We start from the raw sequence: 15,785 nt of genomic DNA on the forward strand, positions 1-15,785 counted from the left end.
GTCAGAAGTGGGCTTCGACCACGAGCATCGGACAGGAGGTCTGGGTCGTCCCCGGTTGCTCGGAGGACGGCGTGCCGTACATGTTGTGCCAGTATTCGTAGCCGATACCTGCATACGCGGTACGCGGATGGCCGGCGAACGATCCGACATCAGCCAGCAGCGACACACGGGTCAGGAATTCCGTGGTGGTGTTGACGCCGAAGCCGTCCTTGCCCTTCGGTCCGGTCAAGCTGGCAAAGCCCTTGAAGACCAGGGGAACCGGGCCCAGACGGAACGGATACAGCCAAGAACTCTCGAGGTGCACCGCCGGATTGAAGTGCACGTCTACGTTGGTGATGCCGTCGTGGTTGCTTTCCGTGCGAACGCCGAGCGTGACGTTCCAGAAACCGTGCGGTACATTGAACTCGATGGTGGGTCCGAGAACGAGCATGCGGGCCCGTTCGGCATAGGCATCGTTCTTGGTGCCGAATTCATAGCCGGCGGTCAGGCCGAAGTCCCGGATGAAGCCATAGGAAAACGATCTACCGAAAACCTTGCCTGCGCTGAGCTCGACGCGGCCTACGCTGTAGACCTCCTGCGCGCCGCCCGAACCCGGCGTCGGATAGCCGTATGCATTGGTCGGACCCGCTTCGGGGTTCGCCATGTTGGAGACCAGGTAATCGACGTTGAACGCATAGCTACCGTACCGGAAGCCCCCCGTGGTCGTCAGAAAGCCGATGTTCTGCGTGATCTTGGCCGGTGCGCCGGAGGCGGTTCGCACGCCGGGATAGTAGAAGTTCGTCCCCACGCGATAGCCGATATACGTGTCATTCCACGAGGTCGGTGGTGCGAATAGCCCCGGCGGTGGTGAAGTTGGCGCGGTGACTGTGCTGGCCTGGGACAGCGTCACGGGTGCCGCAGTCAAATTTGATGCGGCGGCGGGCGCTGTGCTGTCCGTCTGAGCAAGCTGCAGTGTCTGTGCATCTCCTCCTGCGGCCAGCGGCGCATCCCCTGCATGCGCCAGACCCGTGAGGCAGCCAAAGAGAGCGATACCTAGCAGTGGCACGCGGACGGCGTTGGATTTTTTCATGTCTCCTTCCATATTTGTGTTGATAGGCAAGACGCGGTCGTTTCACGACTATCATTTTTCGTACCGTCGACAACAGGTTGCAGAAATCAACGCCGTGAAGCCTGTCGCGGTGGGATGGAATGTATGCGATGCCTGCGCGAATGCCTTTACACAAAATTGAGATTCGCTGGCACTTTTTAATGAGGGATAGAAGCGGGTAAGTCTCAGTTGCGGATGGTCCGGATGTATGGAAGGATCAGCTGTTTTCTGGTCGGATATCCGAAGTTGTTCGGTGGACACAGCAACAAAGGATGGAGCTGGCTGCTTTGGTTGAAAAGGAAGTTCCATGACACTTGGCACGATGACAAAGGATCATCACCGCAAGCAAAGCGGTGCCCTTAAACAGACAACCGTGCCGAAGGTACGGCTCTATGTCGAACGCCCGGAGGACGAAAACTGGTTCGTCCACGTCGGGCATGTGACCGAGCGAGGCCGCTGGCGTACCGAGCCGCATGCGCATCCGGCGTATGGCCAGGTGATCTTCGTGCTGCGCGGGCGGGGCGTCATGAATCTAGAGGGCAGCAGTGTACCCTTTGAGGGGCCGTGCGCACTGCTGCTGCCGACCGAATGCGTGCATGGTCTCGACTATGAGATCGATGTCGACCGCTGGGTCGTCACGATTGACGAGGTTTATCTCCGCCAGATCAATGTTGAGTTGCGCGAGTTCAGCGCGTTGTGGTCCGCGCCTCGCCTGATTCCGCTTGCCGGTTCCGCTCAGACCGGGATCGAACTCTATCGTCTGATTGGCGACCTCAAGCGGGAAGCCGAATCACATGCGGTCGGCCATATCGCGGGAACCCGGGCGTTGCTGACGACGCTGCTGCTCTTGCTGGTGCGTGAGGCGCGTCTGGGTCAGCAGGCTGCGGACAGCGAGACACGCAATGACTTCCGGCTGGTTGATCGTTTCCGTCAGCTCATCGATCAGCACTCTCGAGAAAATCTGTCACAGCAGGACTATGCATCGATGATGGCCATCTCGCCCGTGCAGTTGCGCACCGCATGTGCTTCGGCTGCAGGGCAGAGTCCGACCAAGATCATCCACGCGCGCATTGTCACGGAAGCCAAGCGCAATCTGATTTTCGGGAATCTGTCCGTGGAACAGATTGGCTTCGATCTCGGCTTTGCCGACGCTGCTTATTTCACTCGCTTCTTCCGCCGGGAAGTCGGACAAACCCCGAGTCAATTCCGTGTGACCGCTCGCCAGCAGACGGAGCAAGACACACTGCCCCAGTAAGGCGCTCCGCGATTCGAAGTGCGGTGCCTAAAGTCCAGGCGAACCCGCACTTTGTACAAGGACAGGCGCCCGCGCAGCGAATAGTCTCGAAACGTTCTAACAGAGAGGCCGGATGCGGGTCAGCCGCCGACCGGGCCAAGGAGCGTGAGAAGATGATGCAACGACTTTTTCTGGACACTTGCATGAAACGAATAGCGGTTGCCGCGTTAGGTCTGTCCATCGGATTGACCGGGATGTTCGAACAGGCGCACGCCGTGTCCGGATACGATCAGTCGCAACTGGTCTATGTGGGAACGCAGCAGGCCCAGATACAGGCACTGCGCTTCGACCCGTCGACGCGCAAGCTGGCCGTGATCGGCCCGGTGGCGAAAGGGCTCAACGCGACATGGGTGGAGAGCGATCCGCAGCGGCCGGTCATTTATGCGGTCGATGACGACAAGGTGCGGGAGGGAAGCGTGACCGCCTATGCCGTGGACCGTGCCACGGGTGCGCTTGCCGAGCTGAACCGGGTGGACTCCAACGGTCGCGGGACCACGAATCTGTCGCTCGACGCGCGGTCGATGACCTTGCTGGCTGCGAGTTATGACAGCGGGACCGTGTCGAGCATTGCGCTCGAACCGGATGGCCGGCTCGGCGCGCGCGCGTCGACGACGATGCAGGAGACCGGCTCGGGCCCCAATCAGCGCCGCCAGGCCAGTGCGCATGCCCATAATGCGGTCGTGGACCCTTCCGGTCGCTATGTACTGGTTCCCGATCTCGGGGCCGACCAGGTGTTCGTCTACGGCTTCGATGCCGCGAAGCATGCGTTGCTGCCGGATAACGGCGATCCGCCGCGTGCCTTTACGGCGCCGCCCGGCAGCGGGCCACGGCATCTGGTATTCGCTGCCGATGGCCGTTTTGCCTACGTGATCACCGAATTGAGCGCCGAGATCTTCGTGCTGCGATGGGATGCGGTGCATGGGCGCCTGGCGCCGGTGCAGACGGTGTCGCTGAGCAGCCCGGAATTCAAGGGCGTCAGGAGCGGGGCGGAGATCGTCATGAGCGCCGATGGCCGGTTTGTCTATGCCGAGGATCGCGGCGAGGACGCGTTGGTCGTCTATCGTGTCGATCCCGAATCGGGCAAGCTGTTCGAACTGCAGCGTATTGCTTCTGGCGGCGCGAAACCGTGGAGCATGGAACTCGATCCATCGGGCAAGTGGCTGTTCGTGGCGAACCAGCACAGCGGGAATGTCGCCGTGTTTAGCGTCGATTCGAGCTCGGGGAAGCTGGCGAGCACGGGGGCGACGGCGGACGTGCCGACGGCGGTGAGCGTGACGTTCGTCAACTAAACCGCAGGGGAGCCGTCATCGATCCGCGAGCTGCGGGAACATTTCGTCGGGGGGGCGCGCGATTCGCAGGCGCAGGATCCGCGCCTCGATCCACTGGCGGCACGCGGATGCAGCGGCCCACGAGCCGCTTCGCATTGCATAGCAGCTTCGCTTTCCGCTGGCTTTGAGGCCAGCCTTCACCCTGTCTTCCGAACCTTGTATATATGGTTCTGTCGCAATAAGGATGATTGGACGAGCAAGGGCGATATGATAAGTAATGCTTATTTGGCTAACGAGTAAAACTGCTCGGCGGTAGTTTGGCCGGGGCCTTTCATTTGCCCTTTCTTAATCATGTACATGACTTCGATTCCACCCAGCAGAATGCGCGCACACCGAAAGGTCTTGAATCCAAGCATCGGTCGGGTGCGACGCTTGATTGCCCGATGATCCTGTTCAATAATGTTATTCATATACTTGTTCTGGCGGATCTTGATCGGTGTGTCGCGCTGGGCGTTCAGCGCCTCAAGCGCGGCCAGATTTGAGCCACTTTTATCGATTGTGATCGTCTCAGGCTCGCCGTTCTGATCGATCGACTTCTCGAAATAACGCTGCGCCGCGGCCTTATCGAGATGGGCTCGTAGCAGGAAATCAACCGTGTGGCCGGCCTTGTCCACTGCTCGATACAAGGGTTCTGTCGCAATAAGACGGTGCGTTATGATTGGCGGGAAGAAAACGAACTGCGTGCTGCGATGAAACAGAGCCTGACGCCGGCGTTGGCGCGTGTGTTTAAACGCCTTCACTATCCGTTTGATGTGATGCTGATGTGCGTGCGCTGGTATGTCGCTTATGGGCTGAGTGTGCGAAACCTGGAAGAGATGATGGCGGAGCGCGGCATCGAGGTCGATCATTCGACGGTGCACCGTTGGGCGATTAGACTGCTGCCCGTTTTGAGAAAGCGTTCCGTCGCCGCAAGCGAGCGGTAGGCAGAAGCTGGCGTGTCGATGAGACGTATATCAAGGTCAAAGGACAGTGGAAGTACTTGTATCGAGCAGTGGACAAGGCTGGAGCAACAGTCGATTTCCTGCTTCGAGCCCACCGTGACAAGGCCGCCGCGCAACGTTATTTCGAGAAATCGATTGATCAGAACGGCGAGCCTGAGACGATCACAATCGACAAAAGTGGTTCAAATCTGGCCGCACTTGAGGCGCTGAACGCTTCGCGCGATAAGCCGATCAAGATCCGCCAGAACAAGTATCTGAACAACATTGTCGAACAGGATCACCGAGCAATCAAGCGACGCACTCGACCGATGCTCGGATTCAAGACTTTTCGGTGTGCACGCATCCTGCTTGGCGGCATCGAGCTCATGCACATGATCAAGAAGGGGCAAATGAAAGGCGGCGGCCAAACTCCCGCCGAGCAGTTTTACTCATTAGAAAAATAAGCATTGCTTATCATATCGCCTTTGCTCGCCTATCCATCCTTATTGCGACAGAACCCTCCCGCGTCGGGAAAAACTGACCGCAACCTGACGAATACGCTAGTGTGCCGCTGATCCGCGGGCACAACGCGCGAACGATCGCCCGACTCTCAATGGAGACTTCGCAGATGAAATCGTTGTCGAAGGAAAACCGCTGGGGCGTTCTTGTGCTGCTCGCTCGGCCTGATGATCAGCTTCGTGGATCGGACCAGCCTTTCGGCGGCGCTCGCGGACTGGCGCTTCGTGCATGAGTTTGCCTTGACCAACGTCCAGCGCGGCTGGCTCAATTCCACGGTGTTTTGGTCTTACGGTCTCGTCCAGATGCCGATGGGATGGTTGGTCGACCGCTACGGCGTGAAGTGGCCCTATGCGATCGGCTTCTCGCTATGGCGCCTGGCGGCAGCGGCGACGGGCGCTGTCACAACGCTCGAAGCGCTGATTCTCATGCGGCTGATCATCGGCGCAGCCGAGGCCGTCGTGATCCCCGCCACCTATCGCTATCTGGCCGACCATTTCGAGGAAACCCGGAAAGGCACTGCGCTCGGCATCTTCTCGATCGGCGGCAAGATGGGGCCGGCGCTGGGTGCACCGATCGCCGCCTGGATGATCACGGCCGGCTCATGGAAACTGATGTTCGTTGCAACCGGCCTCGCCGGGCTGCTCTGGCTCGCGCCCTGGCTACGCATGGTCAACAACGATCATCGATCGGGCAAGGAACTAGCGGTGGCCAGGCAGCGTGCCGCGTCGGTACCGCTGAGAAACCTTCTGGCGAGCCCGGTGGTCTGGGGCGGACTGATCACCAACTTCTGCTACAGCTATTTCGCGTTCTACTGCATGACCTGGATGCCGGCCTATCTGGTCGAACAGCGCGGGTTATCGCTCGAGAAATCCGGCCTGTATACCTTCTTCAGCTTCGTCGGCATCGCAATCGTTGCCGCGCTGGCCGGATGGGCCTCGGACCGGATCATCGCGCGCGGCGCAGATGCCGTCTTCGTGCGCAAACTATTCGTCATCGCTGGATTCGTCGGAGGCACGACGGTCCTGCTGGGCGCCTATACGCCGTCTGCCGGCATGGCATTGTTCTGGAACGTGCTCTCGCTGTCCTTGCTGGGACTCGCCACGGCAAATAACCTGGCACTAAGCAAGCTGATCCTGATCCCAAAGCAGGCGGTGGGCCTGAACACGGGGCTTCAGCAGGTCGCGACGAGCCTTGCGGGTGGCGTCTCCGCGAGTCTCTCCGGTTGGCTGCTCCATCTCGGCGGCAGCTATCGATTCCCCATGCTGGCGATCTTCTCATTTCTGCTGCTCGGCGCGACCAGCACTGCCATTCTGTTCCGGCGCAAATGGGCGCCGAAAGTCAACGACCTGGAACTGACATTGCCGGCGGCAGCGCAAACCGGGTGCGAATGTCGTTGACCGCACGGCACACGCACGCTACATCGTCGAGCGTCATCTGCGTAAATGGCGGCAGCGTTACGGTGCTGGCACCGAAGCGCTCGGCATGCGGGAACAGGCCGTCCCTAAGACTCATCCGACGGTATAGCGAAAACCGGTGAACAGGTGGATGGTGCACGCTTGAACCGATGCCTCGCTCCCTGAGTGGCTCCATGAATTCCGATCGGCTGGTCGCCAGCCGTTCGAGCGGTAGCGTGATCCGGAGCATATGCGCGAGCGCATGACGCTGCTGCGTGAAGCATTCCAGATGCAGCACTTAGCCAGGCCGACGCGCGCTGCGACATCCGTCAGGTTTAACTTTCCGCTAAGCACTTGCCCCTTCCATGTCGAGCCGGGTGCCTGCGCGGCATCCTCGATTACGCGCAGCCTGTGAGCGCGCGCAATCGCGTAGAGCCGGTGCCGCCCCAAAAAAAGCACCGTGCTTAGGCGCGGTGCCTTTGTCATTGCCGTCAGCAGGACAGCTTACTGCTTGGAAATGTAGAGCGGCATCGAATCTTCCCAGAGCGTATCGGTAATCGCATGCTGATCGCTGCCGTCAGCATTCATCACCCAGTTCTGGCCATCCGGCTGGAACGTGTCGTCGTAGAGCGAAAGCTCGTCGCGGAAACCGTACTCACCCGAGCTGTACGCGATGCGGCCATCCGCGGTCCACGTCGCATGGGCCTGGTTCGAGCCTGGCGTGGTCAGACGCTTCACGTCCGTGCCGTCCGGGCTGATCGTGTACACATCGAAGTGGAATTTGTTCGGATCGCTCGGATTGACTTCCTTGCGCGTGAACACGATCTTCTTGCCATCCGGCGACCAGCCCGGCAGGTTGTCCGGCTCGGTGGTCAGGACCGTGGTCTTGTGCGTCTCCAGCTCGAGAATCCGCAGACCCATGTCCTTGGGGCTCCACACACGGTAGACGATCTTGGTACCGTCCGGCGAATAGCTCGGGAAGCCCGCGTTCTCCTTGCCGTCGGTCAGGACTTCCGGCTTGCCGTTCATGCTGCCGTCGGCCTTGATGCGCATGATGCGGCCCGGCATGTAGGCGCGCGTGAAGAACCAGCCGCCCACGCCGAACGCCACCCACTGCTTGTCCGGCGACCAGGTCGGCTGGAACGCGCCGGCCAGACCCGCCCCGAGCATCCTCGGATCGAGGCCGCTGGTGGCCGGATCGTAGATATGGTGGGCATCGGTGAAGTCGGCATTCGCAACCACGATAGACGAGTCGCCCGCCTTCTCCGTGTACACGAGCGACTTGCCGTCGCGAGAGAGCTGCGGGAACACATCGACGAAACGGTAGTTCCACTCCGGATCGAAACTATAGAGCGACGTGCCGTTAGGATGGAAAGGCTTGCTGTACACCACCTTCTCGTAGATGACCTGCTTGCCGTCCGCCGAATAATGGGGCGAGCGGATGCCCGTCCCCGGTGTGGCGCGCGACTGACCGTCTGTCGTGTAGAGGCCCTCCTGGGCGCCATTCTTGATGTGATACGCGACATTCGTCGTCGCACCGACATACTGCGGAAAGATCTTGATGCCCGGTGTGTTCGTCAGATCCTTGCGCTCGCCCGTGGCCACATCGACCTGCACGATCTGCGTGCTGACCTTGCCGATCGCTTCGGGACGGTGCGCCCCCCAGGTCGATTCTTCCGGAGTTTCGTAGAACACGACGTCCTTGCCGTCCGCCGACCACGACGGCGAGCCTTCGGCATAGCCCGGACGCCCGGTGATCTGCTTGAAGCCCGTGCCATCCGGATGGATCTCGTAGATGCTGCTTTCCTGGGTACGCTCCCAGCCGACCGGCAGGTTGTGGCCACGCCAGTCGGTGCCGATGTCAGAGGACAACGCAATCCACTTGCCATCCGGCGACCACGAAGGGCGGAAGAAGCTGTGCGGCTTGCTCGGGTCGAACTTGATATCGCCGGTCACGTTGTGCAACGCACCCGTCTTGATGTTGAGTGTCCAGATGTTGGTGGTGCCCCACGTGTTCTTGCCGCGACGCGACGACACAAACGCAATCAGATCCGGATCGGCTGGGTCATAGACGGCAGCATCGCTAATTCCGGTCCAGTCGGTCAGGCGTTGCAGGCCCGTGCCGTCCACGCGCACGCGGTACAGGCTGGCATGGCCGAGGCCATCGCGCTCCGAGGTGAATACCACCCATTTGCCGTCTGGCGAAAACGAACCGTGATAGTCGAAACCATCGGACGGAATCAGCCGGTGTTCATTGCTGCCATCGGCGTTGGCGACATACAGTTCCGAAGTCGTCGGGCCGATGCGATACATCAGCAGGTCGCCCTTGGTGGCGGTCGCGGCGCCCGCCGCCGGAACGAACGCGGCGACGGCGGCCATCACCAGGCCCGGCAGGATTTGTTTTTTGAGCAAAAGCGAAGAACGCACGATACTAGTCTCCATGTTTTATCGGTATTAGAACAAGCCTGAAACCGCCAGGCGACTATCCCGCCCGGCTGTCACCCCATCAGCCAAGACTGCCCGTCACATCGTCAAACAGCTCGTCGACCGACAGGCGGTGCGGAATAATCTTCTGGTCGAGCGCCCAGTCGATCGCAAGCTGGATGCCCTTGCGATTCGCCTCCAGTCCGATCGGCGGAAACACGGCCGGTACGCCTTCAGCCAGCGAGCGGCCTTCGACAATCATGCGGTACAGCTCGCGCACAATGTCGGGACGCTGTTTCGACACGCTCTCGTGAACCACGAACATGTGGTTGATCGGCACCACGCCCTCCCGGGCGAACCAGTCCTTCGCCGCCTGCTGCGCATCCGGCACCAGCGTGCGCACGCGCGAATCCTTCGGCATGTCCTCGCCGAGCAACGCAGCGGCCAGCTCGCCCTCGAGCATCAGGTCGGGAATCGACGAACCGGCCGGCAAGCGCTCGCAGTTGCTCGGGTCGAGGTATTCAGCGAGATGCCCGTCGCCCAGCGTCATCCAGGTGACCTTGTCCAGATCCACGCCATACTCGTGGCGCAGGATGCCGCGAATCCACAGCGCCGTGGTCTGCGTATAGGTACGCACACCGACCTTTTTGCCTTCGATGTCCTTTGGGTCGAGATGCCCGAAATCGAGGTTGTAACCGGCGCAGTGGTGCTGGAAACGGCCCGAGATCGGCGTCGGCAACAGCACGTATGGCTTGCCGTAGGCCTTGGCCTGCAGGAATGTGACGATCGCCAGTTCGCCCGCGTCGAACGCATTCTCGCGCACCATCGCCTTGAAGCCATTGTGTGCCGGCGTCGGGCCGCAAAAATCGAGCGTGACCAGATCGGACTTCACGCGTCCGTCGCGCATCGCCTTGGTCACCGCATATTCGGACAGATTGGTGCGCAACGTGGGCACCCCGTTCAGTGTCGTTGTCATGGATGTCGTTCCTTGTATATCCGGATCATGTGAATCAGTACAGCCGCACCTCGATCAGGCGCGGACCGGGTTCGCGTGCCGAATCGGCCAGCGCCCGGTAAAAATCCTCGGCGGTCTCCACTGCCACAGCCGGCACGCCCATGCTTTGCGCCATGGCGAGCCAGTCGATGCGCGGACGGTCGATGTCGATCATCGAGAGCGCGCGCTCGCCTGGCGTGCCGGCGCCCATGTTCGAGTATTCGGCCTTGAGAATCGCGTAGCTATTGTTGGCGAAGATGATCGTCGTGATATTCAGCTCTTCGCGCGCCTGGGTCCACAACGACTGGATCGTGTACATCGCGCTGCCGTCGCCGACCATGCAGAACACGCGCCGGTCGGGACAGGCCAGCGCCACGCCCGTCGCCACCGGCGTGGCATAGCCGATCGAACCGCCCATGTTGTTGATCAGGTCATGCGGCGCCGCGCCCATGGTGTGGCCCATCGTCTCGCGCCCAGTGGTCAGCGATTCGTCGACGACGATGGCGTTCTCCGGCAGCGCCGCAGCCAAGGCGTCCGCGATGCTCAGCGGATTGAGCGCGCCGCTCGGCACCCGCGTCTCCACACGAGGCTGAAGGATCGGCCGTGTGGCACTTGCACCCAGCACGTCGAGCAACATCTCGAACGCGAGCGCACTGTCCTCGTCGGCCTTGACGAGTGGGTGCACCAGCGTGCCTTCGGCTTTGAGCAGGCTCGGCCGGTCCGGGTACGCGAAGAACGCGACCGGCTCCGTCGTCTCGACCGTGACGATGTGCCTGAAGTCCTTGAGGAAAGCCTGGGCGAGCGGCACCGCGTACGGAATCCGCTCGATCGGCACGCGTCCCGCACCGCGCTCGATGCGCGCGCTGAAGAACTGTGAGCCGAGGCGCGCGCCGGTCGCGGCCGCTACCTTTCCGGCACGCTCAAGTGCGACGCCACGGGTGGCCTTGTTGCCCAGAATGATTAGCGTCGGCTCGCCTGAGCGCAGCACGCGCGCGACGTGTTCGATGCGCGCCGCGTCCGGCGCCTTGCGCGATACGGCCGCACGCGGCGGTGTCACCGACGTGCCCGCCTCCTGCCACGACGTATCGCCCGGTAGAATCAGCGTCGCGATCTGCCCCGGGTGTTCGGATGCCTTCGCCACCGCGGTCGCCGCGTCCCATGCGATCGTGCTCGGCGATTCGGCGCGCCGCACCCAGTGGCTCAGCGGCCGCGCGAGCCCTTCGATGTCCGACATCAGCGGCGGGTTGTATTTGAGATGCGCGGCCGAATGCTCGCCGATGATGTTGACCATCCCCGATGAGGCGCGCTTGGCGTTGTGGATGTTGGCGAGACCGTTGGCCAGCCCCGGCCCGAGATGCAGCAGGGTCGATGCCGGCGTGTCTTTCATCCGGTACCAGCCATCCGCGGCACCCGTTGCCACGCCCTCGAACAGGCACAACACGCTGCGCATTTGCGGGTTCTCGAGCGCCGCCAGAAAGTGCATCTCCGACGTGCCCGGGTTGGCGAAACAGATGTCGACGCCCTGATCGACCAGCGTTGCGACAAGGCTTTGCGCACCGTTCATTTAGTAGCCTGCCGTCTCGCGGGCCTGGCCCACGACACCGTAGCTGCGCAGCGGTGCCGACATCAGCAGGCCGTAACCCTCTTCAAGCAGGCGCTTGTGGTTCTTCGCAACCACATGCGGGTTGCCGACCACAACCTGGTGCTTCTTGCAGGTTTCGACGATCTGGCGCATCGCATCCACCACTTCCGGATGCTCATAGTCGCGCGGATGGCCGAGCTGCTGGCTCAGGTCGCCCTCACCGATCAGGATGAAGCCGATGCCCGGCACGTTCACCAGGATGTCGTCGAGGTTCTCGATCGCTTCGGTGCTTTCGCACATGAGGCCGACGAGGATTTCACCTTCCGGTGCGAGCGGCCACACGTCTGCCTTCCTGTAGTAGTCGGCCATGCTCAGGCCCCAGTAGCGCGCGGCGTTTGCCGGGCCGTCGCCACGCACGCCCTTCGGCTCATACAGCGGTACGCTCTTCGGACGCGCATAGCGGCACGATGCCACCGCGTTGTAGGCTTGCTCCACGGTCGAAACGTGCGGCCAGATCACGCCGTAGGCACCCCGATCGAGCACCTGCTTGGCAAACGACTGGTTCATTTCGACACCGTTGGCCGGAATGCGCGCGATCGGCGTGATCTTCGGTGCGACCGAACCCGACTCGGCGATATGTTTGCGGTTGAGTAGGTACTGGAATGCATCGCCCAGCGACGACACGTCGTACGGGTTGTGTTCCATTTCGAACACGAGCGCATCGTAGGGCGAATCGCTCAGTTCGATCGCGGTCTGCTTGTCGAGCTTCGAGAACGCGGCGTAGGCAGGCTTGCCCGATTCGAAGGCGCGGATCATGCCATTCAGGCGGGTATTACTCATGTTGTTTCTCTCTGGTTGATGTCGATGTGCGGCGGCTCAGTCTGCCGCCTGCCAGTACATGAAGCCCATGCCCTCGCCGGTACCGGCGGGTGTGCGCCAGCACGGCACGTAATCCACCAGCGTCATCTGCGCGCCGGTTTCCTCCATCGCCTTCATCACGCTGGCGTAGAGCTTGATTTCCGAGGTGCCGGACTGGTACGAGCGGTTATCCACTGCGGCAAGGCCGTCGTAGTCGTAGTCGGCGAGCATCTTCAGGATGCGTTGGTCGAATTCCTCGTCGTTGACGAAGTGCGACAGGCCACCCGACGCGAAGATGCCGATCCGCACATCCTCGGGCCAGGCCTTGAGCGCCTCGCGCAGAACCTGGCCGAATTCGATGCAGCGCGACATCGACGGCTGCGTGGGCGGGTAGAAGCAATTCATCAGCACCGGCACATGCGGCGGCGGGTTGTCGCCCATGATCTGGTGATAGACGAAGCTGAAGGCATGCGGTACCACCGGGTACTCAGGCAGCGGCTTCATCCAGACGTTGTCAGGCCAGGCGAGCAGATCAGTCAGATCGAAACCCTCGCGCTGGAAAGTCTCGATCAGCGAGGTCGCGAGCTTCGGATGGCACTTGTGCGTGACATGCTGGTCGGGCGCATAAACCGCCCGCTGAGGCGGACCGTTATATACCTCTTCGCCGCTATAGATCGCGATCGACGGCGAATGATCCGTGAAGATTTCCTTCTGGTCCTTGCCGAGAATGATGGCGACGTCAATACGCGCTTCCCGGTATGCGGCCGCCATCTTGTCGAGCGCCGCGCGGCAGCGCGCGGCACGCGCGCTACGCTCTTCGAGCGTGAGATACGGTTCGAACGCGGCGCCGCGATGCGCCTCCAGTTCGGGATAAGTCCATGTCCGGTTGCGGAACCACAGCTTCGGATTGGCGCGGTCCCGCTCTCCGTTCTTGAGCCAGTCCTCAGGCGCCTGTCCCAGCATACCGCTGTGCGGTACCGCCATCCCGAATACGATTTTCGCCATGTACGATTTCTCAGTAAATTAATGTGTTCAACAAGACCGGCTATTCCAGCTATCCCGGCCATGCCCTGATTTCTAGGCTTGCCGCAACGACCCCTGCGGCTCGATTACCTTGGGCGCCCATTCGGGACGAAACAAGAACGCGGTGGCCATTGCTCCGATCACCAGGAAGATCAGGATCACCATGATCGGAAGGTCATAGCTTCCGCTGATGTGGAGAAGCCAACCCGACAGGCTTGCCGCCACACCGCCCGCGAGACTGGTTGCCACCTGCTGCACGCCCGTGACGAGACCAATCGCCTGTTTGGGGATCAAGGTCAGGCGGGACAAAACCAGGTTGTTCGCCGTGGCAAGGCCGAGGAACGAGAGCGAGAACACGTTCCAAAACAGCGCCGCATCCAGTGAATGCGCATAGGCACCGAGCAGAACGGTGCATCCACCGACGAAGCCCGCGATGGTGAAGGCCTTGCGTACGAAAATGGGGTTGCCTCCCCTGGCGACAATCCGGTCGGCTGCCCATCCTGCGATCGCCGCGACAATCGCGATCCCCGCGAAGCTGAAGAACGTGTAGAGTCCGGAGCGCGAAATCGAAAGGCCGCGTTGCTCGACCAGATACGCAGGCATCCAGGTCATGCAATAGAAGGTAAAATAACCGTAGCAAAAGTTGGTGATCATTCCGCCCCAGACGACCGGGCTGGACAAGATGCTGCCGAAGCTGACCGAGCGCGCGCTACGATTTGCCACCGTGAGTTCCGCTTTGGATGGAAGGTCGTTGCGGACCAGCCGCAACCACGGAGCCAGCCAGATCAGACCGACCAGGCCGGTCGCGATAAACATCACCTGCCATGAATAATTGACGAGGAACCACGCTCCGACCGGCGCACCGAGTGCGGGACCGAACTTGTTGCCCATGGCGAGAATACCGACGGCGAGTCCATTCTGGTTTTCGCCGAAGTTGTTCCGAATCCAGCGATAGCTCGCCGGAATCACAATGGCCTCGGCCATGCCGATGATCAGGCGCATGACGACCAGGCTTGCGAGCGCCGTCACGGCACCCATCAGCGCGGTGGCGATGCACCACAGCGCGAAGCTGATCGCGTACGGCCATTTCACGCCGTAGCGGTCGGCCACCCAGCCCATCGGAACCTGGAACACGCCATACGACCAGAAAAAGGCTGAATTGATCCAGCCGCGGTCGACGTTCGTGAGTGCGAAATGTCGAATGAAACCTGCATCCGCCAGCGTGGAAGAAATGCTGGTGCGATCAACAAACGAAATCAACACACCGATCGCAAGGAGCGCGAGTACGGCCCAGCGGCTCACACCCCCTTGTCGTGCAGGTTTGTTTGTCTCCATCTGCTTCTGTCTCTTCAGTTTGATTGAATTCTGCGTGCCGGCCACCCGAAGGACACTTCGGTACCCTGAGTAGCCGGCGATGATGCGACGCAACCTCAGGCCAGTGCCCGATACAGTTGCTGCGCGGTCTTGCCGAAGATCCACGCGCGGTCTTCGTCGCTCAGGCATGCCAGACCCGCCTGCGCGGTCGCAAGGATTTCCGGCAGCGAGCCCGTCGAGGTCGGATAGTTGGAACCCCAGGCCATCCGCTTTGCACCGAACGCCTCGACTACGCGCGGGAAGAACGTTTCGGCGCTCGCCTTTTCCTTCTTCACATCGCCAAAGATGCGCGGCGTGAGCTTCAGATAGATGTTCGAGAGCGGCGCGAGGTCGAACAGGCTTTTCGCCGCTGCATAGGGTGCGCCATCGGCAACTTCGGGGCGTCCCAGGTGATCGAGAACGATCGCGACCTTCGGGAAACGCTTCGCCAGCGCCGTGACCTGCGGCAGACCGATTGGGCCGGTCTGGATGCACATCGGCAGGCCCAGTTCGCCGCACAATTCCCACGCCGGGAATGAGCGCGGATCATCAAGCTCGCTCGGGTCAAACTCCTTCGTGCTGCCGCCCGTGAACAGACGCAGGCCAGCGAGATCGCGCCCGACCCATTCGCGGATGCGTTCCGGTGCATCCGGTTGCAAAACATCGACGGAGCCGACAGCCACCAGGCGGTCCGCATATTTCGCGCAGCCATCCACCACGTAGCTGTTATCGAAGCCGTAGGTGGTCGACGAATGCACCACAGCGGCCTTGGCCACACCGGCCTCGTCCATCGCCGCGATCAGCGTCTCAACGGTCGTGGGGCGCTCCTTCGACCAGTCCGAGCGCTTGCCGAACAACGGCGCCGGAGGATAGCGGTTTTCATCATCGGAAATGATGTGCGGGTGAATATCAACGATGGAAGTCATGGTATCTCTGTGCCTGCCTATACGTGTGTCTGTGTGTCTCTATGCCTGTTTCAGTGCCTGCCGCTCGCACTGATGCCACGCTG

12 protein-coding genes and 2 pseudogenes are annotated in these 15,785 nt (G+C 61.2%); 4 read left to right on the plus strand and 10 right to left on the minus strand.

Annotation, left to right across the window (positions count from 1 at the left end; translation table 11 throughout):
* Position 1: 1 nt before the first annotated feature.
* On the minus strand, positions 2 to 1,069 hold the full coding sequence (locus ACSQ36_RS45960; protein WP_436187455.1) for a hypothetical protein: 1,068 nt from the start codon (positions 1,067 to 1,069) through the stop codon (positions 2 to 4).
* A 325-nt stretch (positions 1,070 to 1,394) separates the two neighbouring features.
* On the opposite strand from ACSQ36_RS45960, the gene ACSQ36_RS45965 reads away from it, so the two are divergent.
* A complete protein-coding gene (locus ACSQ36_RS45965) occupies positions 1,395 to 2,342 on the plus strand; it encodes a helix-turn-helix domain-containing protein (protein WP_436187456.1) in 948 nt (315 codons plus the stop codon).
* Positions 2,343 to 2,524: 182 nt separating this feature from the next.
* Entirely contained in the window at positions 2,525 to 3,670 is a 1,146-nt protein-coding gene (locus ACSQ36_RS45970; RefSeq protein ID WP_436187457.1) for a lactonase family protein, read from the plus strand.
* Between the two features lie 260 nt (positions 3,671 to 3,930).
* Here ACSQ36_RS45970 and ACSQ36_RS45975 read toward each other — a convergent pair.
* Positions 3,931 to 4,335, minus strand: a pseudogene (locus ACSQ36_RS45975) (IS6 family transposase); the annotation flags it as partial.
* Positions 4,336 to 4,398: 63 nt separating this feature from the next.
* On the opposite strand from ACSQ36_RS45975, the gene ACSQ36_RS45980 reads away from it, so the two are divergent.
* Positions 4,399 to 5,093 (plus strand): IS6 family transposase gene (locus tag ACSQ36_RS45980; protein WP_436187492.1). Its coding sequence is split into 2 segments (ribosomal slippage): positions 4,399 to 4,597 and positions 4,597 to 5,093, totalling 696 coding nucleotides; the frame shifts between segments, so codons are not numbered across the junction.
* A 234-nt stretch (positions 5,094 to 5,327) separates the two neighbouring features.
* Positions 5,328 to 6,545 carry an MFS transporter gene (locus tag ACSQ36_RS45985; protein ID WP_436187458.1) on the plus strand — a complete coding sequence of 406 codons (1,218 nt, stop codon included), beginning with the start codon at positions 5,328 to 5,330 and terminating at the stop codon, positions 6,543 to 6,545.
* On the opposite strand, the pseudogene ACSQ36_RS45990 reads toward ACSQ36_RS45985, so the two are convergent.
* The 8 genes and pseudogenes from ACSQ36_RS45990 to ACSQ36_RS46025 form a co-directional block, all read right to left on the minus strand.
* A pseudogene (locus tag ACSQ36_RS45990) lies at positions 6,487 to 7,037 on the minus strand (DegT/DnrJ/EryC1/StrS family aminotransferase); the annotation flags it as partial. The gene ACSQ36_RS45985 and the pseudogene ACSQ36_RS45990 sit on opposite strands and share 59 nt — an antisense overlap.
* 9 nt (positions 7,038 to 7,046) lie before the next feature.
* Positions 7,047 to 8,969, minus strand: coding sequence for a hypothetical protein (locus tag ACSQ36_RS45995; RefSeq protein ID WP_436187459.1), 1,923 nt, complete (start codon positions 8,967 to 8,969; stop codon positions 7,047 to 7,049).
* 79 nt (positions 8,970 to 9,048) lie between these two features.
* Complete coding sequence (locus ACSQ36_RS46000; RefSeq protein WP_436187460.1) at positions 9,049 to 9,942, minus strand: phosphate ABC transporter substrate-binding protein; 894 nt, start codon at positions 9,940 to 9,942, stop codon at positions 9,049 to 9,051.
* Positions 9,943 to 9,976: 34 nt separating this feature from the next.
* Entirely contained in the window at positions 9,977 to 11,524 is a 1,548-nt protein-coding gene (locus ACSQ36_RS46005) for an acetolactate synthase large subunit (RefSeq protein ID WP_436187461.1), read from the minus strand.
* Positions 11,525 to 12,382: an HpcH/HpaI aldolase family protein gene (locus tag ACSQ36_RS46010; RefSeq protein ID WP_436187462.1), complete on the minus strand. Its 858-nt coding sequence runs from the start codon at positions 12,380 to 12,382 to the stop codon at positions 11,525 to 11,527.
* Positions 12,383 to 12,418: 36 nt separating this feature from the next.
* Positions 12,419 to 13,405 carry a protocatechuate 3,4-dioxygenase gene (locus ACSQ36_RS46015; protein WP_436187463.1) on the minus strand — a complete coding sequence of 329 codons (987 nt, stop codon included), beginning with the start codon at positions 13,403 to 13,405 and terminating at the stop codon, positions 12,419 to 12,421.
* Between the two features lie 72 nt (positions 13,406 to 13,477).
* Positions 13,478 to 14,758, minus strand: coding sequence for an MFS transporter (locus tag ACSQ36_RS46020; RefSeq protein ID WP_436187464.1), 1,281 nt, complete (start codon positions 14,756 to 14,758; stop codon positions 13,478 to 13,480).
* 95 nt (positions 14,759 to 14,853) lie between these two features.
* Complete coding sequence (locus ACSQ36_RS46025; protein ID WP_436187465.1) at positions 14,854 to 15,702, minus strand: amidohydrolase family protein; 849 nt, start codon at positions 15,700 to 15,702, stop codon at positions 14,854 to 14,856.
* Positions 15,703 to 15,785: the final 83 nt, after the last annotated feature.

This window comes from Caballeronia sp. LjRoot34, assembly GCF_964253815.1.
In the GTDB taxonomy this organism is placed as follows: domain Bacteria; phylum Pseudomonadota; class Gammaproteobacteria; order Burkholderiales; family Burkholderiaceae; genus Caballeronia.